Source organism: Nocardia puris (genome assembly GCF_003315035.1).
GTDB lineage: Bacteria > Actinomycetota > Actinomycetes > Mycobacteriales > Mycobacteriaceae > Nocardia > Nocardia puris.
The window spans coordinates 249,419-270,474 of the sequence record NZ_QNRE01000009.1 but is presented as its reverse complement, the minus strand read 5'-3'; the positions used below and the strand labels follow the sequence as shown (position 1 = coordinate 270,474).

The 21,056-nt window shown below is 70.0% G+C and carries 17 protein-coding genes, 2 tRNA genes and 1 pseudogene; 8 read left to right on the top strand and 12 right to left on the bottom strand.

All coding sequences use genetic code 11. From position 1 onward, the window contains the following. Positions 1-83: 83 nt before the first annotated feature. Together DFR74_RS22475 and DFR74_RS22470 are read right to left on the bottom strand one after the other, a co-directional pair. Positions 84-160 (bottom strand) — tRNA-Pro (locus tag DFR74_RS22475). Positions 161-203: 43 nt separating this feature from the next. Continuing rightward, a tRNA-Gly gene (locus DFR74_RS22470) sits at positions 204-274 on the bottom strand. A gap of 136 nt (positions 275-410) precedes the next feature. On the opposite strand from DFR74_RS22470, the gene DFR74_RS22465 reads away from it, so the two are divergent. Then, the gene (locus DFR74_RS22465; RefSeq protein WP_067512424.1) at positions 411-818 is read left to right on the top strand and encodes a DUF1801 domain-containing protein; all 408 of its coding nucleotides are present in this window, start codon (positions 411-413) and stop codon (positions 816-818) included. A gap of 58 nt (positions 819-876) precedes the next feature. Here DFR74_RS22465 and DFR74_RS22460 read toward each other — a convergent pair whose 3' ends face one another. From DFR74_RS22460 to DFR74_RS22450, 3 genes are read right to left on the bottom strand one after another with little or no spacing between them, the layout of a single operon-like run. Further along, a complete protein-coding gene (locus tag DFR74_RS22460; protein ID WP_232331857.1) occupies positions 877-3,477 on the bottom strand; it encodes a polynucleotide kinase-phosphatase in 2,601 nt (866 codons plus the stop codon). Beyond that, complete coding sequence (locus DFR74_RS22455) at positions 3,474-5,144, bottom strand: 3' terminal RNA ribose 2'-O-methyltransferase Hen1 (protein ID WP_067512422.1); 1,671 nt, start codon at positions 5,142-5,144, stop codon at positions 3,474-3,476. The genes DFR74_RS22460 and DFR74_RS22455 overlap by 4 nt, the downstream gene beginning before the upstream one ends. 48 nt (positions 5,145-5,192) lie before the next feature. Continuing rightward, on the bottom strand, positions 5,193-7,661 hold the full coding sequence (locus DFR74_RS22450; protein WP_084538008.1) for a phosphoketolase family protein: 2,469 nt from the start codon (positions 7,659-7,661) through the stop codon (positions 5,193-5,195). Between the two features lie 213 nt (positions 7,662-7,874). Between DFR74_RS22450 and DFR74_RS22445 the strand changes: the two genes are divergently transcribed. The 6 genes from DFR74_RS22445 to DFR74_RS22420 all read left to right on the top strand — a co-directional run bounded on the left by DFR74_RS22445 (position 7,875) and on the right by DFR74_RS22420 (position 13,580). Beyond that, complete coding sequence (locus DFR74_RS22445) at positions 7,875-8,432, top strand: FKBP-type peptidyl-prolyl cis-trans isomerase (RefSeq protein ID WP_067512420.1); 558 nt, start codon at positions 7,875-7,877, stop codon at positions 8,430-8,432. Positions 8,433-8,592: 160 nt separating this feature from the next. Further along, a complete protein-coding gene (gene tig / locus DFR74_RS22440) occupies positions 8,593-9,957 on the top strand; it encodes a trigger factor (RefSeq protein WP_067512472.1) in 1,365 nt (454 codons plus the stop codon). Between the two features lie 250 nt (positions 9,958-10,207). Further along, entirely contained in the window at positions 10,208-10,801 is a 594-nt protein-coding gene (locus DFR74_RS22435) for an ATP-dependent Clp protease proteolytic subunit (RefSeq protein WP_067512418.1), read from the top strand. 55 nt (positions 10,802-10,856) lie between these two features. Next, positions 10,857-11,525, top strand: coding sequence for an ATP-dependent Clp protease proteolytic subunit (locus DFR74_RS22430; protein ID WP_067512416.1), 669 nt, complete (start codon positions 10,857-10,859; stop codon positions 11,523-11,525). A 440-nt stretch (positions 11,526-11,965) separates the two neighbouring features. Then, positions 11,966-13,246: an ATP-dependent Clp protease ATP-binding subunit ClpX gene (clpX, locus tag DFR74_RS22425; protein WP_067512414.1), complete on the top strand. Its 1,281-nt coding sequence runs from the start codon at positions 11,966-11,968 to the stop codon at positions 13,244-13,246. A 106-nt stretch (positions 13,247-13,352) separates the two neighbouring features. Continuing rightward, positions 13,353-13,580 carry a hypothetical protein gene (locus DFR74_RS22420; RefSeq protein WP_113975243.1) on the top strand — a complete coding sequence of 76 codons (228 nt, stop codon included), beginning with the start codon at positions 13,353-13,355 and terminating at the stop codon, positions 13,578-13,580. 73 nt (positions 13,581-13,653) lie between these two features. Here DFR74_RS22420 and DFR74_RS22415 read toward each other — a convergent pair whose 3' ends face one another. Both DFR74_RS22415 and DFR74_RS22410 read right to left on the bottom strand, forming a co-directional pair. After that, positions 13,654-14,031, bottom strand: coding sequence for a nuclear transport factor 2 family protein (locus DFR74_RS22415; protein WP_067512410.1), 378 nt, complete (start codon positions 14,029-14,031; stop codon positions 13,654-13,656). A 195-nt stretch (positions 14,032-14,226) separates the two neighbouring features. After that, positions 14,227-14,835, bottom strand: a complete 609-nt coding sequence (locus DFR74_RS22410; RefSeq protein WP_067512409.1) for a dihydrofolate reductase family protein — start codon at positions 14,833-14,835, stop codon at positions 14,227-14,229. A gap of 183 nt (positions 14,836-15,018) precedes the next feature. Between DFR74_RS22410 and mihF the strand changes: the two genes are divergently transcribed. Then, entirely contained in the window at positions 15,019-15,333 is a 315-nt protein-coding gene (mihF, locus tag DFR74_RS22405) for an integration host factor, actinobacterial type (protein WP_067512407.1), read from the top strand. A gap of 66 nt (positions 15,334-15,399) precedes the next feature. On the opposite strand, the gene DFR74_RS22400 is transcribed toward mihF, so the two are convergent. The 5 genes and pseudogenes from DFR74_RS22400 to DFR74_RS38030 form a co-directional block, all read right to left on the bottom strand. Then, positions 15,400-15,933, bottom strand: a complete 534-nt coding sequence (locus tag DFR74_RS22400; RefSeq protein WP_067512405.1) for a hypothetical protein — start codon at positions 15,931-15,933, stop codon at positions 15,400-15,402. Between the two features lie 127 nt (positions 15,934-16,060). Further along, complete coding sequence (gene fdhD / locus DFR74_RS22395) at positions 16,061-16,897, bottom strand: formate dehydrogenase accessory sulfurtransferase FdhD (RefSeq protein ID WP_067512403.1); 837 nt, start codon at positions 16,895-16,897, stop codon at positions 16,061-16,063. After that, on the bottom strand, positions 16,894-19,200 hold the full coding sequence (locus tag DFR74_RS22390) for an FdhF/YdeP family oxidoreductase (RefSeq protein ID WP_067512401.1): 2,307 nt from the start codon (positions 19,198-19,200) through the stop codon (positions 16,894-16,896). The genes fdhD and DFR74_RS22390 overlap by 4 nt, the downstream gene beginning before the upstream one ends. Positions 19,201-19,244: 44 nt before the next feature. Next, positions 19,245-20,366, bottom strand: coding sequence for an FHA domain-containing protein (locus tag DFR74_RS38035; protein ID WP_067512399.1), 1,122 nt, complete (start codon positions 20,364-20,366; stop codon positions 19,245-19,247). A 173-nt stretch (positions 20,367-20,539) separates the two neighbouring features. Next, positions 20,540-20,924, bottom strand: a pseudogene (locus DFR74_RS38030) (sterol desaturase family protein); the annotation flags it as partial. Positions 20,925-21,056: the final 132 nt, after the last annotated feature.

Here is a 21,056-nt window from a genome sequence, read left to right as displayed (position 1 = left end):
GGAGGCTTCTGCTGTGTCTACCAAGACGGACCTACCGACCTTGTCCCGTGTTTTCACGGTCAATGGTTCTAGTAAACCTGTCATGGTCGGGGTGACAGGATTTGAACCTGCGACCCTCCGCTCCCAAAGCGGATGCGCTACCAAGCTGCGCTACACCCCGTGGCCTCGCGGTGGTGGGGCCGCCGACGAGGAATGACTGTTTGAGCGGGTGACGGGAATCGAACCCGCACCATCAGCTTGGAAGGCTGAGGTTCTACCATTGAACTACACCCGCGGGCATACGACATCGATGGGATCGCCACGATGTCGTGTGCGCCACGACTGTACCGAATCGGGTTCGCGTTGCGCCAATCGCCCCGGTCGGCGCGCGGCGGGTGGTGGCGGGTTGTGGTGCGTGTCACGATCGAGACATGACCTACGTGGTGGATCCGCGCGTCGACGAGTACATCGACGCGTTGCCTGCCTGGCAGCGGGCGGTGTGTCAACAGGTGCGCGAGCTGGTGCATGACGCGGACCCGGAGGTCGAGGAGACGATCAAGCGGCGGGTGCGGCCCTATTTCGTGCTGGAGGGGAACATCTGCGCGCTGCTGGCGACCAAGGACCACGTCAATGTGTTCCTGTACGACGGCGGGATCGTGCCCGATCCGGAGGGGATCATCACCGGTGGGCACGACAACAAGACCGCGCGCACGGTGGCGGTCTATGAGGGCGAGACGGTGAACGCGCCCGCGCTGTCGGCGATGTTCCGGCAGATCATCGCCGACAACCGCGCGGGCGGCTGGCGGAAGCTGAAGGGGGAGGGGCGGTCACCGGGTTAGCAAGCCCCGCTGGAAGGCGCACCACTGCGGCGCGTCTCGGCACCGGCCGCGTCTCGGCTCACAACCGCGGATCGACGGGCTCCGACTCCAGCGCCAACACCGCGAACACCGCTTCGTGCACCCGCCACAGGGGTTCGCCGGCGGCGAGGCGGTCGAGGGCTTCCAAGCCCAGGGCGTACTCCCGCAGCGCCATGGACCGCTTGCGGCCCAGCCCGCGGTGGCGCAGGCGGCCAAGGTTGTCCTCGCGCAGGTACTCCGGGCCGTAGATGATCCGGAGATATTCCGGGCCACGGCATTTCACGCCCGGCTGCACGAGACGTCCTGTCGTTTCGGGCGAGTCGCCGTTCCCACCGCGGACGAGGGAGTCGTGCGGCTTCACCACCATGCCCTCCCCGCCCGCCGCGGTGAGCTCCGTCCACCACGCGGTCGCGGCGGCCTCGGCTTCCGGATCGGACAGGTCCACCACGCGGCGTCCGGTGGCCGTGAACAGCTCCGGATCGGTGGCGACCAGGCGGTCGGCGCGCTCGAGGTGCCAGCCGTGGTCGCGCACGGCGTGGTTGACGCCCTCGGCGGCCAGCAGCTGGAACGGCGCGAGCCGGATGCCCGACAGTCCCTCCGTCGGCCAGCAGTACCGGCCGTAGGCGGTGGTGAAGGCGGCCGCATCGGCGCGGCGCAGCGCCGTGCGCTCGGCGAGCTCGCCCACGTCCAGTCCGCGCGCCGCCACGGCGGCGAGCACCTCGGCGGCCGCGCCGAGCGCCGCGCCGGCCGCCGCGCCGACGGCCGCGTACTGATTGCGCAGCAGCCCGACCGCCTTCGCCGACCACGGCAGCAGCTCGGTGTCGAGCAGCAGCCAGTCGCTGGACAGCTCCTCGAACAGGCCCGCCGCCTCGGCTGCCGCCCGCACCCGGGTGAGCAGTGCCGAAGTCCGCGCCGGGTCGTCGAAGAACGGACGGCCGGTCCGCGTGTAGACCGCACCGTCTCCCTCGAGGCCGAACCGCCGGGGCGCGGCCTCGGCCGACCGGGTGACGACCACGACCGCCCGTGACCCCATGTGCTTCTCCTCGCACACGACCCGCCGTACGCCCTCGGAGCGGTAGTACGCGAACGCCTCCGCCGGGTGCTCCAGGTACCCGTCGGATTCCGAGGTGGCGCAGGGCGACATCGTCGGCGGCAGGTACACCAGCCAGCGCGGATCGACCGCGAAACGGCTCATCACCTCCAGCGCGGCGCCCGCGTTCTCCTCCTGCACGCCGATCCGGCCGTGGTGGCGGGTCTGCACGACCCGCTTGCCGAGCACGTCGTCCAGGTCGAGCACGCCGGGGTCGCGGCGCACCACGGCGTCGCCGGTGGCCACGGTGGTGGCCGCCAGCGGACGCACCGGCTCGTACCAGACCTGTTCGGCCGCAACGGAAACCGGCTCGCGCTCGGGGTAGCGCAGCGCGGAGAGCTTTCCGCCGAACACCACACCGGTGTCCAGGCACAGGGTGTTGTTCACCCACCGCAGCTCCGTCACCGGCGTGTGCCCGTAGAGCACGGTGGCGCGGCCGCGGTAGTCGTCGGCCCACGGGTAGCGCACCGGCAGGCCGTATTCGTCGGTCTCGCCGGTGGATTCGCCGTACATCGCGAACGAACGCACCCGCCCGGACGCCCGGCCGTGGTACTCCTCCTTCAGGCCCGCGTGCGCGACCACCAGGTTGCCGCCGTCGAGCACGTAGTGGCTGATGAGCCCGCGGCAGAACTCCAGCGCGTCCTTGCGGAATGCCTCGTCCTCGGCCTCGAGCTGGGCCAGCGATTCGGCCAGGCCGTGCGCCACCCGCACCTTCTTGCCGTCCAGCGCGCGCACCAGCTTGAACTCGTGATTCCCGGTGACGCACAACGCCGTTCCCGCGGCGACCATGCCCATCACCAGGCGCAGCACGCCGGGCGTGTCCGGGCCGCGGTCCACCAGGTCGCCCACGAACACCGCGGTGCGACCCTCCGGGTGCCGCGCGCCGACCGGGCGCCCGGCCTCGTCGCGGTCCAGCGCGTAGCCGAGTTCGCCCAGCAGCGTTTCCAGTTCGGCGCGGCAGCCGTGCACGTCACCGATCACGTCGAACGGGCCGGTGAGATCGCGCTTGTCGTTCCACGCCTTCTCGTCCACGATGCGCGCGTGCGCGATCTCCTCGAGACCGCGCAGCATGTACACCTTGCGGAAGCCCTCGCGTTCCAGGTGCCGCAGGCTGCGCCGCAACTCGCGCTGCTGGCGGTGCACCACGTGCGCCGCCACGTGCGCGCGTTCGGGCCGAGACTTGTTGCGCTCCACGCACACCGCGTCGGGTACGTCGAGCACGATGGCGACCGGCAGCACGTCGTGCGCGCGGGCCACCGCCACCAGTTCCTTGCGGGCGTGCGGCTGCACGTTGGTCGCATCGATCACGGTGCGCAGGCCGCGCCGCAGCCGGATGCCCGCGATGTGGTGCACCAGGGCGAACGCGTCGGGCGTCGCGGCCTGGTCGTTCTCGTCGTCGCTCACGATGCCGCGGCACGCGTCCGAGGACACGATCGCGGTGTGCGGGAAGTGTTCTCGCGCGAACGTGGACTTCCCCGAGCCGGTGCTGCCGATCAGCACGACGAGGGACAGTTCGGGCACCGACAGGTCGACGGTCGTGTCGGTAATCACGCGGCTCCTTTCTCGTCGGCGGTGGTGTTCCTGGTGAACAGGGCGAGCTGGGTCGCCGCCCCGTGGTCGGGGTGCTCGGGTCCGACGGGACGCACCTCGACCCGGTACCCGTGCCGTTGGGCGACCCCGCCGGCCCAGTCCGCGAATTCCGCACGCGTCCACTCGAATCGGTGGTCGTCGTGGCGGTACTCGCCCGCGGGCAGACTGTCGTAGAGCACATTGTGCTCGGCGTTGGGCGTGGTGACGATCACCGAACCCGGTGCGGCGGCGCCGAATACGGCGTGCTCCAGCGCTCCGAGGCGCGGGGGGTCGACGTGTTCGATCACCTCCATGAGCACGGCCGCGTCGTACCCGCGCAGCCGCGCGTCGGTGTAGGTGAGCGAACCCTGGATCAGCGTGAGCCGCCGCGCGGCCCGCTCGGGCAGCCGGTCCAGCTTCAGCCGCCGCTTGGCGATGTGCAGCGCCCGCAGCGACACATCGACGCCGACGATCTCGCCGAAGGTCCGGTCCGCCATGAGCTGACGCAGCAGCGCGCCCTCACCGCAGCCGAGATCGAGTACGCGGCGCGCGCCGGTCTCGTGCAGCGCGGCGAGCACGGCGGCGCGGCGCAGGACCGCCAAAGACGGCTTGCGCTCGGCGGTTTCGGCTGCGTCCGTGGGCGTTCCGTGCACGTCGGTGGTCGCCGTAGTCGTCGCATCTGCGGCGTCTGCTGTGGTCACCGAGCCCGCCGTGGTCGCCGTGTCCGGCGGGCCTGCCGCGGTCGTCGCATCCGTCGCGCCCGCCGTATTCGCCGATTTCACAATCGAACTCGCGTCGGCCGCACCCGTAGCGTCCACCCTCACCTCGGCCTCCACGCCCATCTCATCCCCCTCCGCACCGAGATCCTCGACCGCGCCCAGCTCGTCCGGATCGGCCTCGTCCACCTCGGCGAGCCGGGCCAGGGCCGTCCGCACCAGCGACTCGCGCCGCGCGAGGTACCGCCGCGTGATCCACCCGCGCTCAGGGTGTTCCGCGAGCCATCCCGATCCCGCCCGGATCAGCTTGTCCACCTCGTCGGCGGCCATCCAGTAGTGCTTGGCCCCGTCCAGGACGGGCAGCAGCACGTACAGGTGTGACAGTGCCTCGCCCACGCGCACGGTCCCGGTGAGCGACAGGCGCAGGTAGTGCGAATCGCCCCACTCCGGGAACGCCGGATCGAGAGGGATCGGCGTCGCTTCGACGGTCCAGCCCAGCGGCGCGAAGACGCGTTCGGCGGCTTCGGCGCCGCCGCGGCACGGCACGGCGGGCAGCTCGACCCGCAGCGGCAGCGGCGTCTCGGCCAGCGCGGGCCGATCCTTGCTGCGCCCCTGCAACGCCGTGCGAAACACGTGCCCGATCGCCACCGACAGCAGCGACGACGCCGCGTACGGCCGATCGTTCACGTACTGCCCGAGGCTGAAATCCGGTGTGCCACGGGAACGTCCGCGCACCAGCCGGATCGGATCCACCTCCAGCACGAGCGCGGCACTGCACCGCTGTGGCTCCGCCTCGGGGTACAGCACGTGCGCCGTGCCGTAGGACTGCTCGAACGACTGCACCCGCGCGGGGTTCTTGTGCAGCAGGAAGCCCAGGTCGGTCGCGGGCCAGTCGGCGCCGTCCGGTCGGGTGCAGGTGATCGTCAAGAGCATCCTGCGATCGTGTCCCACCGGCGCGTGCGCGGCAACCAGGTTTCCGTGCTACAGCCCCGGTTCGGGCCAGGTCCAGTCGGCGACGGCGGGGATGTCGGCGCCGTGCTCGCGCGTCCAGGCCCGCGCCCGCCAGCGGGCGTCCACCATGTCCTGGCGCAGCGCCGCGGCCCGCTCACCGAGGCCCGGCACCCGGTCCACCACGTCCATGACGAGGTGGTAGCGGTCCAGATCGTTGAGCATCACCATGTCGAAAGGCGTTGTGGTGGTGCCCTTCTCCTTGTAGCCGCGCACGTGCAGTCCGGCGTGGTTGGTGCGCCGGTAGGTGAGCCGGTGGATCAGCCACGGGTAGCCGTGGAAGGCGAAGATCACCGGACGGTCCCGCGTGAACAACGTGTCGAATTCGCTGTCGGGTAGGCCGTGCGGATGCTCCTCGGCGGGCAGCAACCGCATCAGGTCCACCACGTTCACCACGCGAACGCGCAAGTCCGGCAGTCGATTCCGCAGGATCGCGGCGGCCGCCAGCGTCTCCAGCGTGGGCACGTCGCCCGCGCACGCCAGCACCACGTCGGGCGCGGTGCCGGTCACATCGCCGTTGCCCGCCCACTCCCAGATGCCCACGCCGCGCGCGCAGTGCACCGCCGCCTCGGGCACCGAGAGCCACGCCTCCTGCGGTTGTTTGCCCGCCACCACCACGTTCACGTAGTGGCGCGAGCGCAGGCAGTGGTCGTAGACCGAGAGCAGCGTGTTGGCGTCCGGCGGCAGGTAGACGCGCACGATCTCGGGCTTCTTGTTCAGCACCACGTCCAGGAATCCCGGGTCCTGGTGGGTGAATCCGTTGTGGTCCTGGCGCCACACGTGCGAGGAGAGCAGGTAGTTCAGGCTCGCGAGGGGCCGCCGCCACGGCACCGCCGCGCTCGCGTCGAGCCACTTGGCGTGCTGGTTGAACATGGCGTCGACGATGTGGATGAACGCCTCGTAGCAGGTGAACACGCCGTGCCTGCCGGTGAGCAGATAGCCCTCCAGCAGGCCCTCGCACATGTGCTCGGAGAGCACCTCGATCACCCGGCCGGTGCGCGAGAGGTCCACGTCGAACTCGCCGATCTCGGCCTGCCAGTCCCGGCCGGTCACCTCGAGGATGTCCTGGAGCCGGTTGCTGGCCAGTTCGTCGGGGGCGAAGGTGAGGAAGTTGTCGGGGTTGCGCCGGGTGACCTCGCGCAGCCACCCGCCGAGCACCCGGGTGGCCTCCCGCTTGATCGCACCGGGCGCTTCGACCTCCACGCCGAATTCGCGCCAGTCGGGCAGGCGCAGATCGCGGATCAGCTCGCCGCCGTTGGCCACCGGGTTGGCGCTCATCCGGCGCGCGCCGACCGGCACCTGGTCCAGCAGCGCGGCGACGGGCGCGCCGTCGGCGTCGAACAACTCGTCGGGCCGGTAGGACCGCAACCACTGCTCCAGCACCGCTCGGTGCGTGTCGTCGGTGCGGGCGGCGGGCAGCGGCACCTGGTGGGCCCGGAAAGTGCCCTCCACCTGGTCGCCGTTCACGACGGGCGGACAGGTCCAGCCCTTCGGGGTGCGCAGCACGATCATCGGCCAGGCCGGGCGCGCGCCGTCGGCGCCGTCGCGGGCCGCGCGCTGCACGGCGGCGATCCGGTCGAGGCAGCGGTCCAGCGCGGTGGCCATGTCCTGGTGCACGCGGCTCGGATCGTCGCCGGCGACGAGCACCGGGTCGTAGCCGTACCCGCGCAGCAGCGACATCAGCTCGTCCTCGGGGATGCGGGCGAACAGCGTCGGGTTGGCGATCTTGTACTGGTTCAGCGCCAGGATCGGCAGCACCGCGCCGTCGCGCGCGGGGTTGACGAACTTGTTCGCGTGCCAGCTGCCCGCGAGCGGACCGGTCTCGGCCTCGCCGTCGCCCACCACGCAGAACACCGTCAGATCGGGGTTGTCGAGCACGGCGCCGAACGCGTGCAGCAGCGAATAGCCCAGCTCGCCGCCCTCGTGGAAGGAACCGGGCGTCTCCGGCGCGCAGTGGCTGGGCACCCCGCCGGGGAAGGAGAACTGCGCGAACAGCGCGCCCATCCCCGCCGCGTCGCGCGAGATGTCGCTGTAGAGCTCGGAATACGTGCCCTCCAGCCACGCGCACGCGTTCGGGCCGGGACCGCCGTGGCCGGGACCGGCGACGAACACCGCATCCAGATCGCGGGCGCGGATGGCCCGGTTGGCGTGCGTCCACACCAGATTCAGTCCGGGCACGGTGCCGAAGTGGCCGAGCAACCGCGGTTTGATGTGCTCGGGAATCAGCGGCTCGCGCAGCAGCGGGTTGGCCATCAGATAGATCTGGCCCACCGCGAGGTAGTTCGCGGCGCGCCAGAAGGCGTCGAGCGCGACCAGTTCCTCGTGCGCCAGCGGGCCGGGCGCGTCGGTCAGGACGTAGGGGGTGGGGGCGATCGAAGCGCCGCCGTGCGCTCCGACGTTGTCGGCCGAGGTGTCGCCCTCGGCGCCTGCGGTCCGGGTCATCGGCAGGACTCCTCACGGTCGGGCGCGGAGGCGGTACCCCGATGGGTCCGCCGTCGTTCGGTCCGGTGCGCGCCGCCGTTTCCGGCGGGCGGGAGATCACCGCCGAGCCTACTCACCGCGGGCCGCGCCCGCCCGTGAAAGAAGGTGAGCGCGGGCCGCATCCGGCGGGGGCGCGCCCCACGGCGGGCGCCCGGTCGTCTAGGGTTCGGCCGCATGCACACACTCGGCAGGATCTTCGGCATCGGGCTCACCGCCGCGGCCGCGTTCGCGCTGACCGCCTGCGGTTCGGACGACGACGGCGGCGCCGCCGCGACGACCGCCGCCACCACGACCGCCGCCGCGGCCCAGCAGAAGCACGGCCGCGAATGCACCGCCGACGACATCGGCGTGACCGGCGGCTTCGGCGAGAACCCGACCATCACCATCCCCGACGACTGCGATCCGCCCACCCAGCTGGTCGTGAAGGACCTCGTCGAGGGCAGCGGCCCCGGCGCGACCGTCGGCCAGCCGCTCACCATGAACTACTCGCTGGTCACCTGGTCGAACAAGCAGAAGCTGGACAGCTCCTTCGACCGCGGCGCCCCGTTCGAGCTGGAACTGGGCGGCGGCGAGGTCATCCAGGGCTGGGACCAGGGCCTGGTCGGCGTGCAGCAGGGCGCGCGCAGGCTGCTCATCATCCCGCCCGATCTGGGCTACGGCCAGGGCGGCAACGGCATCGCGCCCAACGAGACGCTGGTCTTCGTGACCGACGCGGTCGCCGTCGGCGCCTGACGCCGGTCGGGGCACGGTGGGCGCTCGCCGCCGTGCCCCGACCGAGTGCAGGCCGCCACGGCCGGTCAACTACCCTGGTCGGGATGCGTGCGCGCACCCGCCGTGACGCGCTGCCCGAACACCACCGAACCAACCTGACACCGAACCAAGGAGCATGTCCGTGAAGAGCACCGTCGAGCAGCTGAGCCCGACCCGGGTCCGGATCAATGTCGAGGTGCCCTTCGAGGAACTGAAGCCGGACTTCGATCGCGCCTACAAGGCCCTCGCCAAGCAGGTCCGCATCCCCGGCTTCCGTCCCGGCAAGGCCCCGGCCAAGCTGCTCGAGGCCCGCCTGGGCCGCGGCGCGATCCTGGAGCAGGTCGTCAACGACGTGCTGCCGGGCCGCTACAGCGAGGCCGTCACCACCTCCGAGGTGAAGGTCATCGGCCAGCCCGACATCGAGATCACCAAGATCGAGGACGGCGAGGAGCTCGCGTTCACCGCCGAGGTCGACGTGCGCCCCGAGATCACCCTGCCCGAGTTCGGCGACATCGAGGTGACCGTCGACGCGTTCACCGTGGACGACGCCGACATCGAGGAGCAGCTCACCTCGCTGCGCCAGCGCTTCGGCACTCTGACCGGCGTCGAGCGCGCGGTCCAGGAGGGCGATTTCGTCTCCATCGACCTCTCGGCCACCGTGGACGGCGAGGAGGTCGCCGAGGCGTCCACCACCGGCCTGTCCCACGAGGTCGGCTCCGGCCAGCTCATCGAGGGCCTGGACGAGGCGATCGTGGGTCTGTCGGCCGGCGAGTCCAAGGAGTTCACCTCCACGCTGGTGGCCGGTGAGCACGCGGGCAAGGAAGCGGTCATCACCGTCACCGTGCAGTCGGTGAAGGAGCGCGAGCTGCCCGAGGCCGACGACGAATTCGCCCAGCTGGCTTCGGAATTCGACACCCTCGAGGAACTGAAGACCGATCTGCGCACCCGCGCCGAGCGCGTCAAGAAGGTGCAGCAGGCCGGCGAGATCCGCGACAAGGTGCTCGAGGCGCTGCTGGAGCAGACCGAGATCCCGCTGCCGGAGAAGGTCGTGCAGGCCGAGATCGACGCCGTGCTGCACGACGCCGTGCACGGCTTCGACCACGACGAGGCCAAGCTGGCCGAGGCGCTCGAGGCGCAGGGCTCGAGCCGCGAGGAGTTCGACGCCGACACCAAGGAGGCCGCCGAGAAGTCGGTGAAGACCCAGCTGCTGCTGGACGCGATCGCCGAGGCGGAGAACACCCAGGTCGGCCAGGAGGAGCTCACCGAGCGCATCCTGTTCCAGGCGCAGCGCTACGGCATGTCGCCGGAGCAGTTCATCCAGCAGGTGCAGCAGGCCAACCAGCTCGGCGCGGTGTTCGCCGACGTGCGCCGCGGCAAGGCGCTGGCCGGCGTGGTGGGCCGGGCCAAGGTCACCGACTCCGAGGGCAGCGCCGTGGACACCGCCGAGATGTTCGGCGCCCCCGCGGACGCCGAGGACAAGGGCGAGGCCGCCGAGAACGCCGAGTAGATCCGTGAATCCACAGCGTGACGGGCTTTCGTGTGCCGCCGCGACGGCCGGTGCGTCCGGCCGGGGCGCGCCCGAAGTTCTGCTGTGAGAGAAGTAGGGCGGTACCGGAAGTTCGGTGCCGCCCTACTTCGTTAGTGTTTGTGACAACGAACCGTTGAGAGCTGCGCGCCGAGGCGCGCTGTGTAGCTTTCAGTGACAAGCCGGTGCGAAGAGAAGGCAGGTATCCGTGACGAACAACCAGGCAGGGGTCATGACATCCGCGACTGCTGGTCTCAATCTCAGTGACTCGGTGTACGAGCGCCTGCTGCGCGAGCGCATCATCTTCCTCGGCACCCAGGTCGACGACGACATCGCGAACAAGCTGTGCGCGCAGATCCTGCTGCTCTCGGCGGAGGATCCCACCAAGGACATCGCGCTCTACATCAACTCGCCGGGCGGCTCGGTGTCGGCGGGCATGGCCATCTACGACACCATGCAGCTGGCCGCGTGCGATATCGCCACCTACGGTCTGGGCCTGGCCGCCTCGATGGGCCAGTTCCTGCTCACCGCGGGCACCAAGGGCAAGCGCCACGCGCTGCCGCACGCGCGGATCATGATGCACCAGCCGTCGGCGGGCATCGGTGGTTCGGCGGCCGATATCGCCATCATGGCCGAGCAGTTCGTCCGTCTGAAGCAGGAACTCAACGAGTTGCAGGCCCTGCACACCGGCCAGTCCGTGGAGCAGGTCGCCGCCGATGCCGATCGCGACCGCTGGTTCACGGCGCAGGAAGCCCTCGAGTACGGCTTCATCGATCACGTGATCAGGGGCGCGAACCCCGCCGCCACCAACGGCTCGGCCGGGTGAGCCGCGGCCAGCGCCGCACCCAATCGCCGTCGAACACACAGACTTTGGAGACGAAATGGCTCTGATCGACCCCCGCGCCGGACTGTCCGGCATCGCGCCGAACTCACCGCAGTCGCGCTACATCCTGCCCTCCTTCATCGAGCACTCCAGCTTCGGCGTGAAGGAGTCCAACCCGTACAACAAGCTGTTCGAGGAGCGCATCATCTTCCTCGGCGTGCAGGTGGACGACGCGTCGGCCAACGACGTGATGGCGCAGCTGCTGGTGCTGGAGTCGCTGGACCCCGACCGCGACATCACCATGTACATCAACTCGCCCGGCGGCTCGTTCACCTCGCTGATGGCGATCTACGACACCATGCAGTACGTGCGCGCCGACGTCGCGACCGTCTGCCTGGGCCAGGCCGCTTCGGCCGCGGCCGTGCTGCTGGCCGCGGGCACCCCCGGCAAGCGCGCCTGCCTGCCCAACGCCCGCGTGCTCATCCACCAGCCCGCGCTGGAGGGTGGCATCCAGGGTCAGGTGTCGGACCTGGAGATCCAGGCCGCCGAGATCGAGCGCATGCGCCGCCTGATGGAGACCACGCTGGCGCGCCACACCGGCAAGGACGCGGACACCATCCGCAAGGACACCGACCGCGACAAGATCCTGACGGCCGAGGAGGCCAAGGACTACGGGATCATCGACCAGGTGTTCGACTACCGCAAGCTCAGCGCGCAGAAGAAGTGAGTGGTCGCGGGCGGCGGCTCCGGCGGCCCTCGCTCGCGAATCGCTCCGGTCGGTCCGGGATTCGGCCGTGCGGTGTGCGCGAGAACGCGCCGCCCGGCCGGCCCTGCGGACCGGGGTGAATTGCATTCCGCAAACGCGGCGAATTTCGTCGCGGGAAACGGACACGCCGGACGATCGGCCGCCCCGGCGGGGGGCACGACTCGCGGAACGTGTTCTGATGTCGTGATAACTCGCACAGGCCCGGCGAGAAACATGCGCGAGTTGTCGACCTCCATCGCGCACACCGGGTACGGTCAAGCTAGGGACCTGGTCTCTTGGTTGACGGCAACGCTCGACCCGCCGCGATAACTCGAAGTGTTCGCGATTACACCCGAGTTCGGCGGATTGCTGGCAACCTGGACGGACGGTTGCACGCGGACAAGGAAGTAGGGACCCACGAGATGGCGCGCATCGGAGACGGCGGCGATCTGCTCAAGTGCTCGTTCTGCGGAAAGAGCCAGAAGCAGGTCAAGAAGCTCATCGCGGGACCAGGCGTGTACATCTGCGACGAGTGCATCGATCTCTGCAACGAGATCATCGAGGAGGAGCTGGCCGAGTCGAGCGAGGTGAAGCTCGACGAGCTGCCCAAGCCGGCCGAGATCCGCGACTTCCTGGAGAATTACGTCATCGGCCAGGACACCGCCAAGCGCACCCTCGCGGTGGCCGTGTACAACCACTACAAGCGCATCCAGGCCGGTGACAAGGGCCGCGACAGCCGCGGTGAGACCGTCGAGCTGCACAAGTCGAACATCCTGATGCTCGGCCCGACCGGCTGCGGCAAGACCTACCTGGCGCAGACGCTGGCCAAGATGCTCAACGTCCCGTTCGCCATCGCCGACGCCACCGCGCTCACCGAGGCGGGCTACGTCGGCGAGGACGTGGAGAACATTCTGCTCAAGCTGATCCAGGCCGCCGACTACGACGTCAAGCGCGCCGAGACCGGCATCATCTACATCGACGAGGTCGACAAGATCGCCCGCAAGAGCGAGAACCCGTCGATCACCCGCGACGTCTCCGGTGAGGGCGTGCAGCAGGCGCTGCTGAAGATCCTGGAGGGTACCCAGGCCAGCGTGCCGCCGCAGGGCGGGCGCAAGCACCCGCACCAGGAATTCATCCAGATCGACACCACCAACGTGCTTTTCATCGTCGCGGGCGCGTTCGCCGGCCTGGAGAAGATCATCTCCGACCGCACCGGCCACCGCGGCATCGGCTTCGGCGCCGAGGTCCGCTCCAAGGCGGAGATCGACACCACCGACCACTTCGCCGAGGTCATGCCCGAGGACCTGATCAAGTTCGGTCTGATCCCGGAGTTCATCGGCCGCCTGCCCGTCGTGGCGTCGGTGACGAACCTGGACAAGGAATCGCTGGTCAAGATCCTGTCGGAGCCGAAGAACGCGCTGGTCAAGCAGTACATCCGGCTGTTCGAGATGGACGGCGTGGATCTGGAGTTCACCCAGGACGCACTCGAGGCCGTCGCCGACCAGGCCATCCTGCGCGGCACCGGCGCCCGCGGCCTGCGCGCCATCATGGAAGAGGTCCTGCTGCCGGTGATGTACGACATCCCCAGCCGCGACGACGTCGCCAAGGTGGTCGTGAACGCCGACACCGTCAACGACAACGTGCTGCCCACCATCGTGCCGCGCAAGGCACAGCGCACCGAACGCCGCGAGAAGTCGGCGTAAGGCGCGCCCGGGGGGATCGATAGCACGTGCAGCCGTCCCCACCGCTGCATCCGGTGGGGCCCGAACGGGTCCTGGATGCGGTCGCCATCCTCAACGGTTGGTCGACATGCGGACGTATCAGCACAAGTACCTGGCTGTCAGCGCGACGGCGCAGACCACGTTCCCGTTGGGGTCCGCCCTGCTCGATGACGACTACCAAGGCAGGGTGTCGGCGATGCTCGTCTGCGTCGAGTGGTTGGACGAGCACTTCGGGTGGGAGCTGGTGAACATCTCGAGCATGGATGTCACCCCGGGCAACTTCGTCCTCTACGCGTATCTGCGCCGCCGCGGGTGACGAGCCGGTCGGTGCGGTCCGGCCGACGAGACAAGCGACGCCGCACCGGATTCGGTGCGGCGTCGAAAGTTTCTCAGGCCGGTTCGATACGCATATCGTCCTGACTCCAATACGCTCGCATTGTGGTGATGCGGCCTTCGTCGTCGAATTCCATGACGTCGATGGGGGTCAGCGTGAACGTCTGGTCGCCGACCTTGGTGACGATGTCGAACATGAAGGCGGCGTGGTTGCCCGCGATGCGGACGGTGTCGGCGTGCAGGGTGGTGGAGCGGTCCAGGGCCGCGATCACGTCGTAGAACTCGCGGATGGGTTCGTGGCCGTGGCGCACGGGGGTGCCGATCGGGTCCTCGACCGTGGCGTCGGGCGCGTACAGCTCGACGATGGCGTCGGTGGGGCCGGAGCCGACGAGCTTGACGTACTGCTCGACCACATCCCGGATCTGTCGTGTCATGGCACACCTCTGTGAACGGAAAAATGTAACGTGTTTCAGTTCGCAGGGTAGCAGTGTGCGCTCTGCCGGTCGCGGCTTCGGCGGGATCGCGGGGTCGGGGAGCGCCGTTGATCCCCTGGTTCGCCGTTGAACCTCGATCCCGTGGTGAAGCTGTCGTACATGCTGTCGTCGGAGTGGGGCCGGGTGTTACGCAGGTCACTCGCCGATCAGGCCGTACGCCGGTGCGCCGTCGGCGCGGTAGGTGCCGAGCACGACTCCGGTGCCGGTGGTCCGTGATTCGGCGAGCCGGAATCGGGTCGGCGCGGCGCCCGCGGGGAACAGACGCCTGCCGTTGCCCAGCACCACCGGGAAGGTGAGCAGGTACAGCGTGTCGATCAGCCCGGCGGCCAGCAGCGTCTGCGCCAGGCCACCGCTGCCGTGCATCTGGAGTTCGCGCCCCGGACGCTGCTTCAGCGCCTCGACCTGCTCGACCACGTCGCCGCCCAGTATCTCGGTGCCGGCCCAGTCCGCGCGGTCGAGCGTGCGGGAGGCGACGTATTTCGGCAGCGCGTTGAACGCCTTGGCGACCGGCTCTTCGTCGCCCACCTTCGGCCAGTACGAGGCGAAGATGTCGTAGGTGCGCCTGCCGAACAGGAACGCGTCGGCCCGCGCGAAGGCCGAATCGACGAACGAGCCGAAGCCTTCATCGACGAACGGGGCCGTCCAGCCGCCCTGCGTGAAACCGTCCGAGGGATCCTCCTCGGGCCCGCCGGGGGCCTGGTAGACGCCGTCGAGGGAGATGAACTGGGTCAGGGACAGTTCCATGGCGATGCTTCCTTTCGTCGCTGCGACCCGGTTCACGCGGGTCGCTCACCCGTTCAGACGGCGATGCGCGGGAAAACTCATCGGCCACGCCGACCGGTGTGTCGGCGTAGCGTCTACGGTGCCGTGCTGTTTACTCGGTGCGGTCAACCAGATGTTCGAGTGACGAGTGAAAGCGGAGGAGACATGGCACTGCCCACGATGACCGCGGAACAGCGCACCGAAGCGTTGGCCAAAGCGGCCGCGGTGCGCAAGGCGCGCTCGGAGCTGATCGGCAAGGTGAAGGAAGGCAAGGTCTCGGTCGCCGACCTGCTGAAGAAGGCGGAGTCCGACGATCTGGTGAAGAAGACCAAGGTCGCCGCCGTCATCAAGGCGCTGCCCGGAGTCGGCCCGGTCAAGGCGGCCAAGCTCATGGATCAGGCCGAGATCCCGGAGGACCGTCGCATCGGCGGACTCGGCGCCCGTCAGCGCGAGGCGCTGCTCAAGGCGCTCGACGCCTGAGCGCGGCCTGCTTCGAGGCGCTCGGCGTCGGCCCGTCGGCCGACGCCGCAACGCGCCTGTCCGCGCTCAGCGCGTGCCGCGGCGGCGCGGGAGACGGAACTCGATCGGTTTCGGGTCGGGTACCTGCGCCCCGCGCGGGGTGATCAGCAGGACGGCCAGGCCCAGTGCCACCAGCGCGGCCGCCGCCAGCAGGCTGATCGTGAAGCTCGCCGCGCCCAGCGCCTCGGGTTTGTGCGAGGCGTGATAGATGAAGTGCGGTACGGCGAAGACCAGCCAGCCCAGCCCGGCGGCCTGGGCCAATGCGCTGCCGCCGCGCCACAGCGCGAACGCGCTGATCGCGCCGAGCGCGAGGAAGAACGCGCCGACATCCCCGGCCAGGTGATGGTTGAACGGGCCGTCCGCCGAGATCCACCGCATCCCGAACCCGGGGAAGCTGGTGTACCAGGAGTGCGGCGCGAACACCGCCCACAGGCCGATCACGATGCCCTGAAAAGCCAGGATTCCCAGCATGATTCGGACGGCGAGCCAGCGGTGGCGATGCTGTTCGAAGTTCATTCGCACGCGGACGCCGCCGCGTTTGTTGTCCACCGAGAAGCGCATGAGGGTCTCCGTTCGCGCTGAGGCAGGTCCGTCCGGCCGGAGACCGTGACACGGCGTCGCCGGGCACGCTCCGGGTGACGACCGGGTGATGTCACCGTAGAACGGCCCCGCGCCGTGGGCAATACCGTCAGCTCGCGGGCCGCGCCAGCGGGCGATGGCGCAGGCGTCGCGCGCCCGCGTAGACGTTCATGGTGTCGCCGCGCAGGAAACCCACCAGCGTCATACCCGATTCGTCGGCCAGATCGACGGCCAGTGAGCTCGGCGCCGACACCGCGCCCAGCATCGGGATGCCCGCCATCAGCGCCTTCTGCACGAGCTCGAAGGAGGCCCGGCCGCTCACGATGAGCACCAGATCGTGTGCGGGGACCCGGTTTTCGCGCAACGCCCAGCCGATCACCTTGTCCACGGCGTTGTGCCTGCCGATGTCCTCGCGCACCGCGAGCACCGTGCCGTCGGGCGCGAACAGCCCCGCCGCGTGCAGCCCGCCGGTGGCGTCGAACACGGATTGCTTGTCGCGCAACGTTTCCGGCATCCCGGCCAGGACATCGGTGTCGACGGTGAAGGAGTCGCGCGGCAGGGGAAAGCGGGTGCGGGTGCGGACCTCGTCGAGCGCGGTCTTGCCGCAGAGCCCGCACGCGCCGGTGGTGAGGAAGGCGCGGGTGGGCACCGGGCCGGGGTTGCGCAGGGCGATGTCGAGCACGTTGTAGGTGTTGCGGCCCTCGTCGTCGGTGCCCGCGCAGTACCGGGCGCTCACGACGTCGCCGGGGGCGCCGATGATGTTCTCGCTCACCAGGAATCCGTGTACGAGATCGATGTCCGAACCGGGGGTGCGCATGGTGACGGTGAGCGAGCGACCCCCGAGGCGGATCTCCAGGGGTTCCTCCACCGCGAGCGTGTCGGGCCTGCGTGTCTCGCCCGACGCCGACAGGCGCACGGTGCGGCGGCGGGCGGTGACGCGACTCATGCGCGCACCTCGTGCTCGTGGCGTTCCAGCCGGATCACCACGGCCTTCGAGACCGGCGTATTCGACCGCGCGGCAACGTGATCCAGCGGTACCAGGGGGTTGGTCTCGGGGTAGTAGGCGGCGGCGTTGCCGCGCGGTGTGGGGTAGCCGACGAGACGGAATCCGCGCACGCGCCGCTCGACGCCGTCGGTCCATTCCGACACCACGTCGACCAATTCCCCGTCCGCGAAACCGAATTCGGCGAGGTCGTCGGGATTGACGAGCACCACTTTGCGTCCGCCGTGCACGCCTCGGTAGCGGTCGTCGAGGCCGTAGATGGTGGTGTTGTACTGGTCGTGGCTGCGCAGTGTCTGCAGGATCAGCCTGCCCTCGGGGACGGGCAGCCAGGTGAGTTCGTTGACGGCGAAATTCGCTCGGCCCGTGGTGGTTCGGAACTCCCGGCTGTCGCGCGGGGGATGCGGCAGCACGAAACCGTTGCGCGCGCGGACCCGGCGGTTGTAGTCGGCGCAGCCGGGCACCACCCGGGAGATCGCGTCGCGGATGGCGTCGTAGTCGTCGGCGAAGCGCGCCCACGGCACCGGATGTTCCGGCCCGAACAGTGTCCGCGCCAGCTCACACACGATGGCGACCTCGCTGCGCAGGTGCTCGCTGACCGGGTCCAGACGCCCGGTGGACAGGTGCACCATCGACATCGAATCCTCCACCGACACCTGCTGTTTCACCCCGCCGCGCAGATCCTTGTCGGTGCGGCCCAGGGTGGGCAGGATGAGCGCGGTGCGTCCGTGCACCAGGTGGCTGCGGTTGAGTTTTGTGGACACCTGCACGGTGAGCGAACAGCCGCGCAGCGCCGCCTCCGTGACCTCGGTGTCGGGTGTCGCGGCGACGAAATTGCCGCCCATGCCGAAGAATACGCGCGCCCGGCCCTCGCGCATGGCGCGGATCGCGTGGACGGTGTCGTAGCCGTGGGCGCGCGGGCTGGTGATGCCGAACTCGCGGTCCAGCGCGTCGAGGAAGGTGTCGGGCATCTTCTCCCAGATGCCCATGGTGCGGTCGCCCTGCACGTTGGAGTGCCCGCGCACCGGGCACACGCCCGCGCCCGGTTTGCCGATCATGCCGCGCAGCAACAGCAGATTGGTCGCCTCCTCGATGGTGGCGACGCCGTGCGTGTGCTGGGTGAGTCCCATCGCCCAGCAGATGATGACGTTGCGCGCGCCGGCCAGCAGATCGGCCGTGCGGTCCAGTTCGGCGCGGGTGAGTCCGGTGGCCCGCTCCACCACGTCGAGATCGACGTCGCGGCACTGCTTTTCGTACTCCGCGAAACCGGCGCAGTGCGCGTCGACGAACGCGCGGTCGATCACCGTGCCCGGCGCGCGGTCCTCGGCCTCGAACAGCAGCCTGCCCAGCCCCTGGAACAGCGCCATATCGCCGCCGAGCCGGATCTGGAGGAAGTCGTCGGCAATGGGGACCCCGGTGGTGACGCCCCGGACGGTCTGCGGGTCGCGGAAGCCGAGCAAACCGGTCTCGGGCAGCGGGTTCACCGCGACCACGCGCGCGCCCGCCGCCTTCGCACCCGCCAGGGCGCTGAGCATGCGCGGGTGGTTGGTGCCGGGGTTCTGGCCCGCGACGATGATCAGATCGGCCTCGGCGAAATCGTCGATCGACACCGATCCCTTGCCGATGCCGATGGAGCCGGTGAGCGCCGTGCCCGAGGACTCGTGGCACATGTTCGAGCAGTCGGGCAGGTTGTTGGTCCCGAAACTGCGCACCAGCAGCTGGTACAGGAAGGCGGTTTCGTTGGCGGTGCGGCCGGAGGTGTAGAAGACGGCCTCGTCGGGGGAGTCCAGGGCGCGCAGTTCGCCGGCGATCAGCTGGTAGGCCTCGTCCCAGGAGATCGGCGAGTAGTGGGTGTCGCCGGGGCGCAGCACCATCGGGTGGGTGAGCCTGCCCTGCTGCCCGAGCCAGTAGCCGGATTTCTCCGCCAGCTCGGCGACGGAGTGCGCGGCGAAGAACTCCGGGGTGACCGTGCGCAGCGTGGCCTCCTCCGCGACGGCCTTCGCGCCGTTCTCGCAGAATTCGGCGGGGCGGCGGTGGCCGGTGGGCTCGGGCCACGCGCAGCCGGGGCAGTCGAAGCCGTGCGCCTGGTTGACCCGCGCCAGCGAGCGAGCGGTGCGCACCACGCCCATCTCCTCCACCGAGCGCGCCAGGGCCACCGCGACCGCCGTCACGCCCGCGGCCTGCCGCTTCGGCGGGGTGACCGTCAACGCGGATTCATCGATGTCCTGGGTGGGGCCGTGGCGACGCATACCGCCATTGTGCTCCCGGCGCTGTGGCCGAGGGGTGACCGGTGTCACGCGCGGCGGGTCTGCGCCGCCGGGTGCCGTTCGCCGTTGCGGTGGGTGAGCACCTTCTCGCCGATGCGGATGCTCCAGCCCGGCGGCAGTTCCACGGGGGCGGTGCCGACCCGCGTCCACTGCTCGACGCCGGGCGCGGCGATGAAGGTGCCCGCGGGAGTGGCGGCGTCGCGCACGAACACCTTGCCTCGATCGAGGGAGACGTAGGCGTGCACGCGGGAGACGTGCCGGTCGCGCGGCACGGCCAGCGGCGAGGCGATGGCGTTGCGCACCGAGTCGTCGGCGTCGGGGTTGCGGCCGATCACGTAGGGGCGGTCCAGCGGGTAGACGGAGTCCTCGTAGACCAGTGCGCCCGTGGGGGTTTCGGCTCCCTCGGCCCGGCGCGGGGGCGGGATGCGGGCGCCGCGGGTGGGCGGATTCTTTTGCAGGGCAATCGGTTCGGCGGCGCGGTCGAGACCGGTCTGCGACCAGGCCAGCGGCATGGCCTGGGTGCCTCGGGGTTCGCCGGCGGGGCGCGTCTCGGACTCGTCGGCCAGCGCCTCGAGTCCGGCGGGCGCGGTGGCGGGCGGCTCCCCCGGTACCGGCGTCGCGGTGGTGGACGGGCGGGCGGGCTTGTCGGCATCGCCGGCGCGGCGCACGCCCACGCGCCATTCGAAGCCGCCGCCGGGCACCACACCGCCGCGCAGGTCGCTGCGCGGATGCGCCGGAGCGTCGTTGCCGCTGATGGCGATGCGGCGCACGGGTTCGCGCACGATCTCGTCGACCCAGGTGAAGGCCCGCGCGCCAGACAGCTTGCGCACGCCTTCGGCGCCCTGAATCTCGGCGGTGACCGGACCGCGCAGCAGGATCACGGTGCCGTCGCCGGTGGGTGCGACCACGCCGAAGGGCGGCGGCTCGGACCCGGTGCCGAACACCACCGCGGCCAGCCGGTGGGCGATCGCCGCACCCGGATGGTCCCCGGACGCGACGGCCTCGATCGCCCCCAGAATCCGGTCGGTGGACGCGGTTTCACCCGCGAGATACACCACCACCGCGCCGAATCGGGCGATCAGTCCGTCACCCGGCGCGATCCCAACGGTCGCAGGGTTCTTGCGCACCCGCGCCTCCTTCCCGCGCACTTTCGGCGTCCAGCATAAGGGGTGCGCGTTCCGGGCAGCGCCCGTCCGAACGGGACCGCGCCGAGGTGGGCGGCCCCGCACCGGTCGTCGCCAGGCGGTTCGCGCACGCGTGGCCGGATTCCCGAGGCGTGTTCGCGGGGGTTGACGGAGGGCGGGGCGACGTGGGGCTTCGGCTACACCGACGGCTCCGCGATCCGGGCCGCGGACAGCTCCGGTTTCGGTTCCCAGCCGGGCGGGCCGAACAGGTAGCCGAGCTTGTCGCGCCAGCGGGTGGCCGCGCACGTCGCGCAGGATGTTGCCGTACTCGTGATGTTGCAGGTGGAGCAGGTTGTAGGAGTCGACCGGCTCGGTGAGCCCGTAGGTCGGGCGGTGCAGCTCCGGCTGAAACCTCCCGAACAGGCGGTCCCAGAGGATGAGGATGCCGCCGTAGTTCTTGTCCAGGTATTCGGGGTCGCTGCCGTGGTGCACGCGGTGGTGCGACGGGGTGTTGAACAGGAACTCGATCGGCCGGGCCAGCGTGCCGACGGTCTCGGTGTGGACGAAGAACTGGACCACCAGGCGTCGGTGGGCAGCTGCCACGGCGCGACCACCGCCCAGAGGAAGACGAACAGCACCAGCGTGAGCGTCTTGAACAGCAGCATGAAACCGAGGGCGCCGGCGCCCATGCTCAGGCTGGTCCTGGTGTCGATC

Coding starts and splice junctions, on each gene's coding strand:
- DFR74_RS22465 (WP_067512424.1), top strand. CDS start 411: ATGACCTACGTGGTGGATCCGCGCGTCGACGAGTACATCGACGCGTTG.
- DFR74_RS22455 (WP_067512422.1), bottom strand. CDS start 5,144: ATGCTCTTGACGATCACCTGCACCCGACCGGACGGCGCCGACTGGCCC.
- DFR74_RS22450 (WP_084538008.1), bottom strand. CDS start 7,661: ATGACCCGGACCGCAGGCGCCGAGGGCGACACCTCGGCCGACAACGTC.
- DFR74_RS22445 (WP_067512420.1), top strand. CDS start 7,875: ATGCACACACTCGGCAGGATCTTCGGCATCGGGCTCACCGCCGCGGCC.
- DFR74_RS22435 (WP_067512418.1), top strand. CDS start 10,208: ATGACATCCGCGACTGCTGGTCTCAATCTCAGTGACTCGGTGTACGAG.
- DFR74_RS22430 (WP_067512416.1), top strand. CDS start 10,857: ATGGCTCTGATCGACCCCCGCGCCGGACTGTCCGGCATCGCGCCGAAC.
- clpX (WP_067512414.1), top strand. CDS start 11,966: ATGGCGCGCATCGGAGACGGCGGCGATCTGCTCAAGTGCTCGTTCTGC.
- DFR74_RS22420 (WP_113975243.1), top strand. CDS start 13,353: ATGCGGACGTATCAGCACAAGTACCTGGCTGTCAGCGCGACGGCGCAG.
- DFR74_RS22415 (WP_067512410.1), bottom strand. CDS start 14,031: ATGACACGACAGATCCGGGATGTGGTCGAGCAGTACGTCAAGCTCGTC.
- DFR74_RS22410 (WP_067512409.1), bottom strand. CDS start 14,835: ATGGAACTGTCCCTGACCCAGTTCATCTCCCTCGACGGCGTCTACCAG.
- mihF (WP_067512407.1), top strand. CDS start 15,019: ATGGCACTGCCCACGATGACCGCGGAACAGCGCACCGAAGCGTTGGCC.
- DFR74_RS22400 (WP_067512405.1), bottom strand. CDS start 15,933: ATGCGCTTCTCGGTGGACAACAAACGCGGCGGCGTCCGCGTGCGAATG.
- fdhD (WP_067512403.1), bottom strand. CDS start 16,897: ATGAGTCGCGTCACCGCCCGCCGCCGCACCGTGCGCCTGTCGGCGTCG.
- DFR74_RS22390 (WP_067512401.1), bottom strand. CDS start 19,200: ATGCGTCGCCACGGCCCCACCCAGGACATCGATGAATCCGCGTTGACG.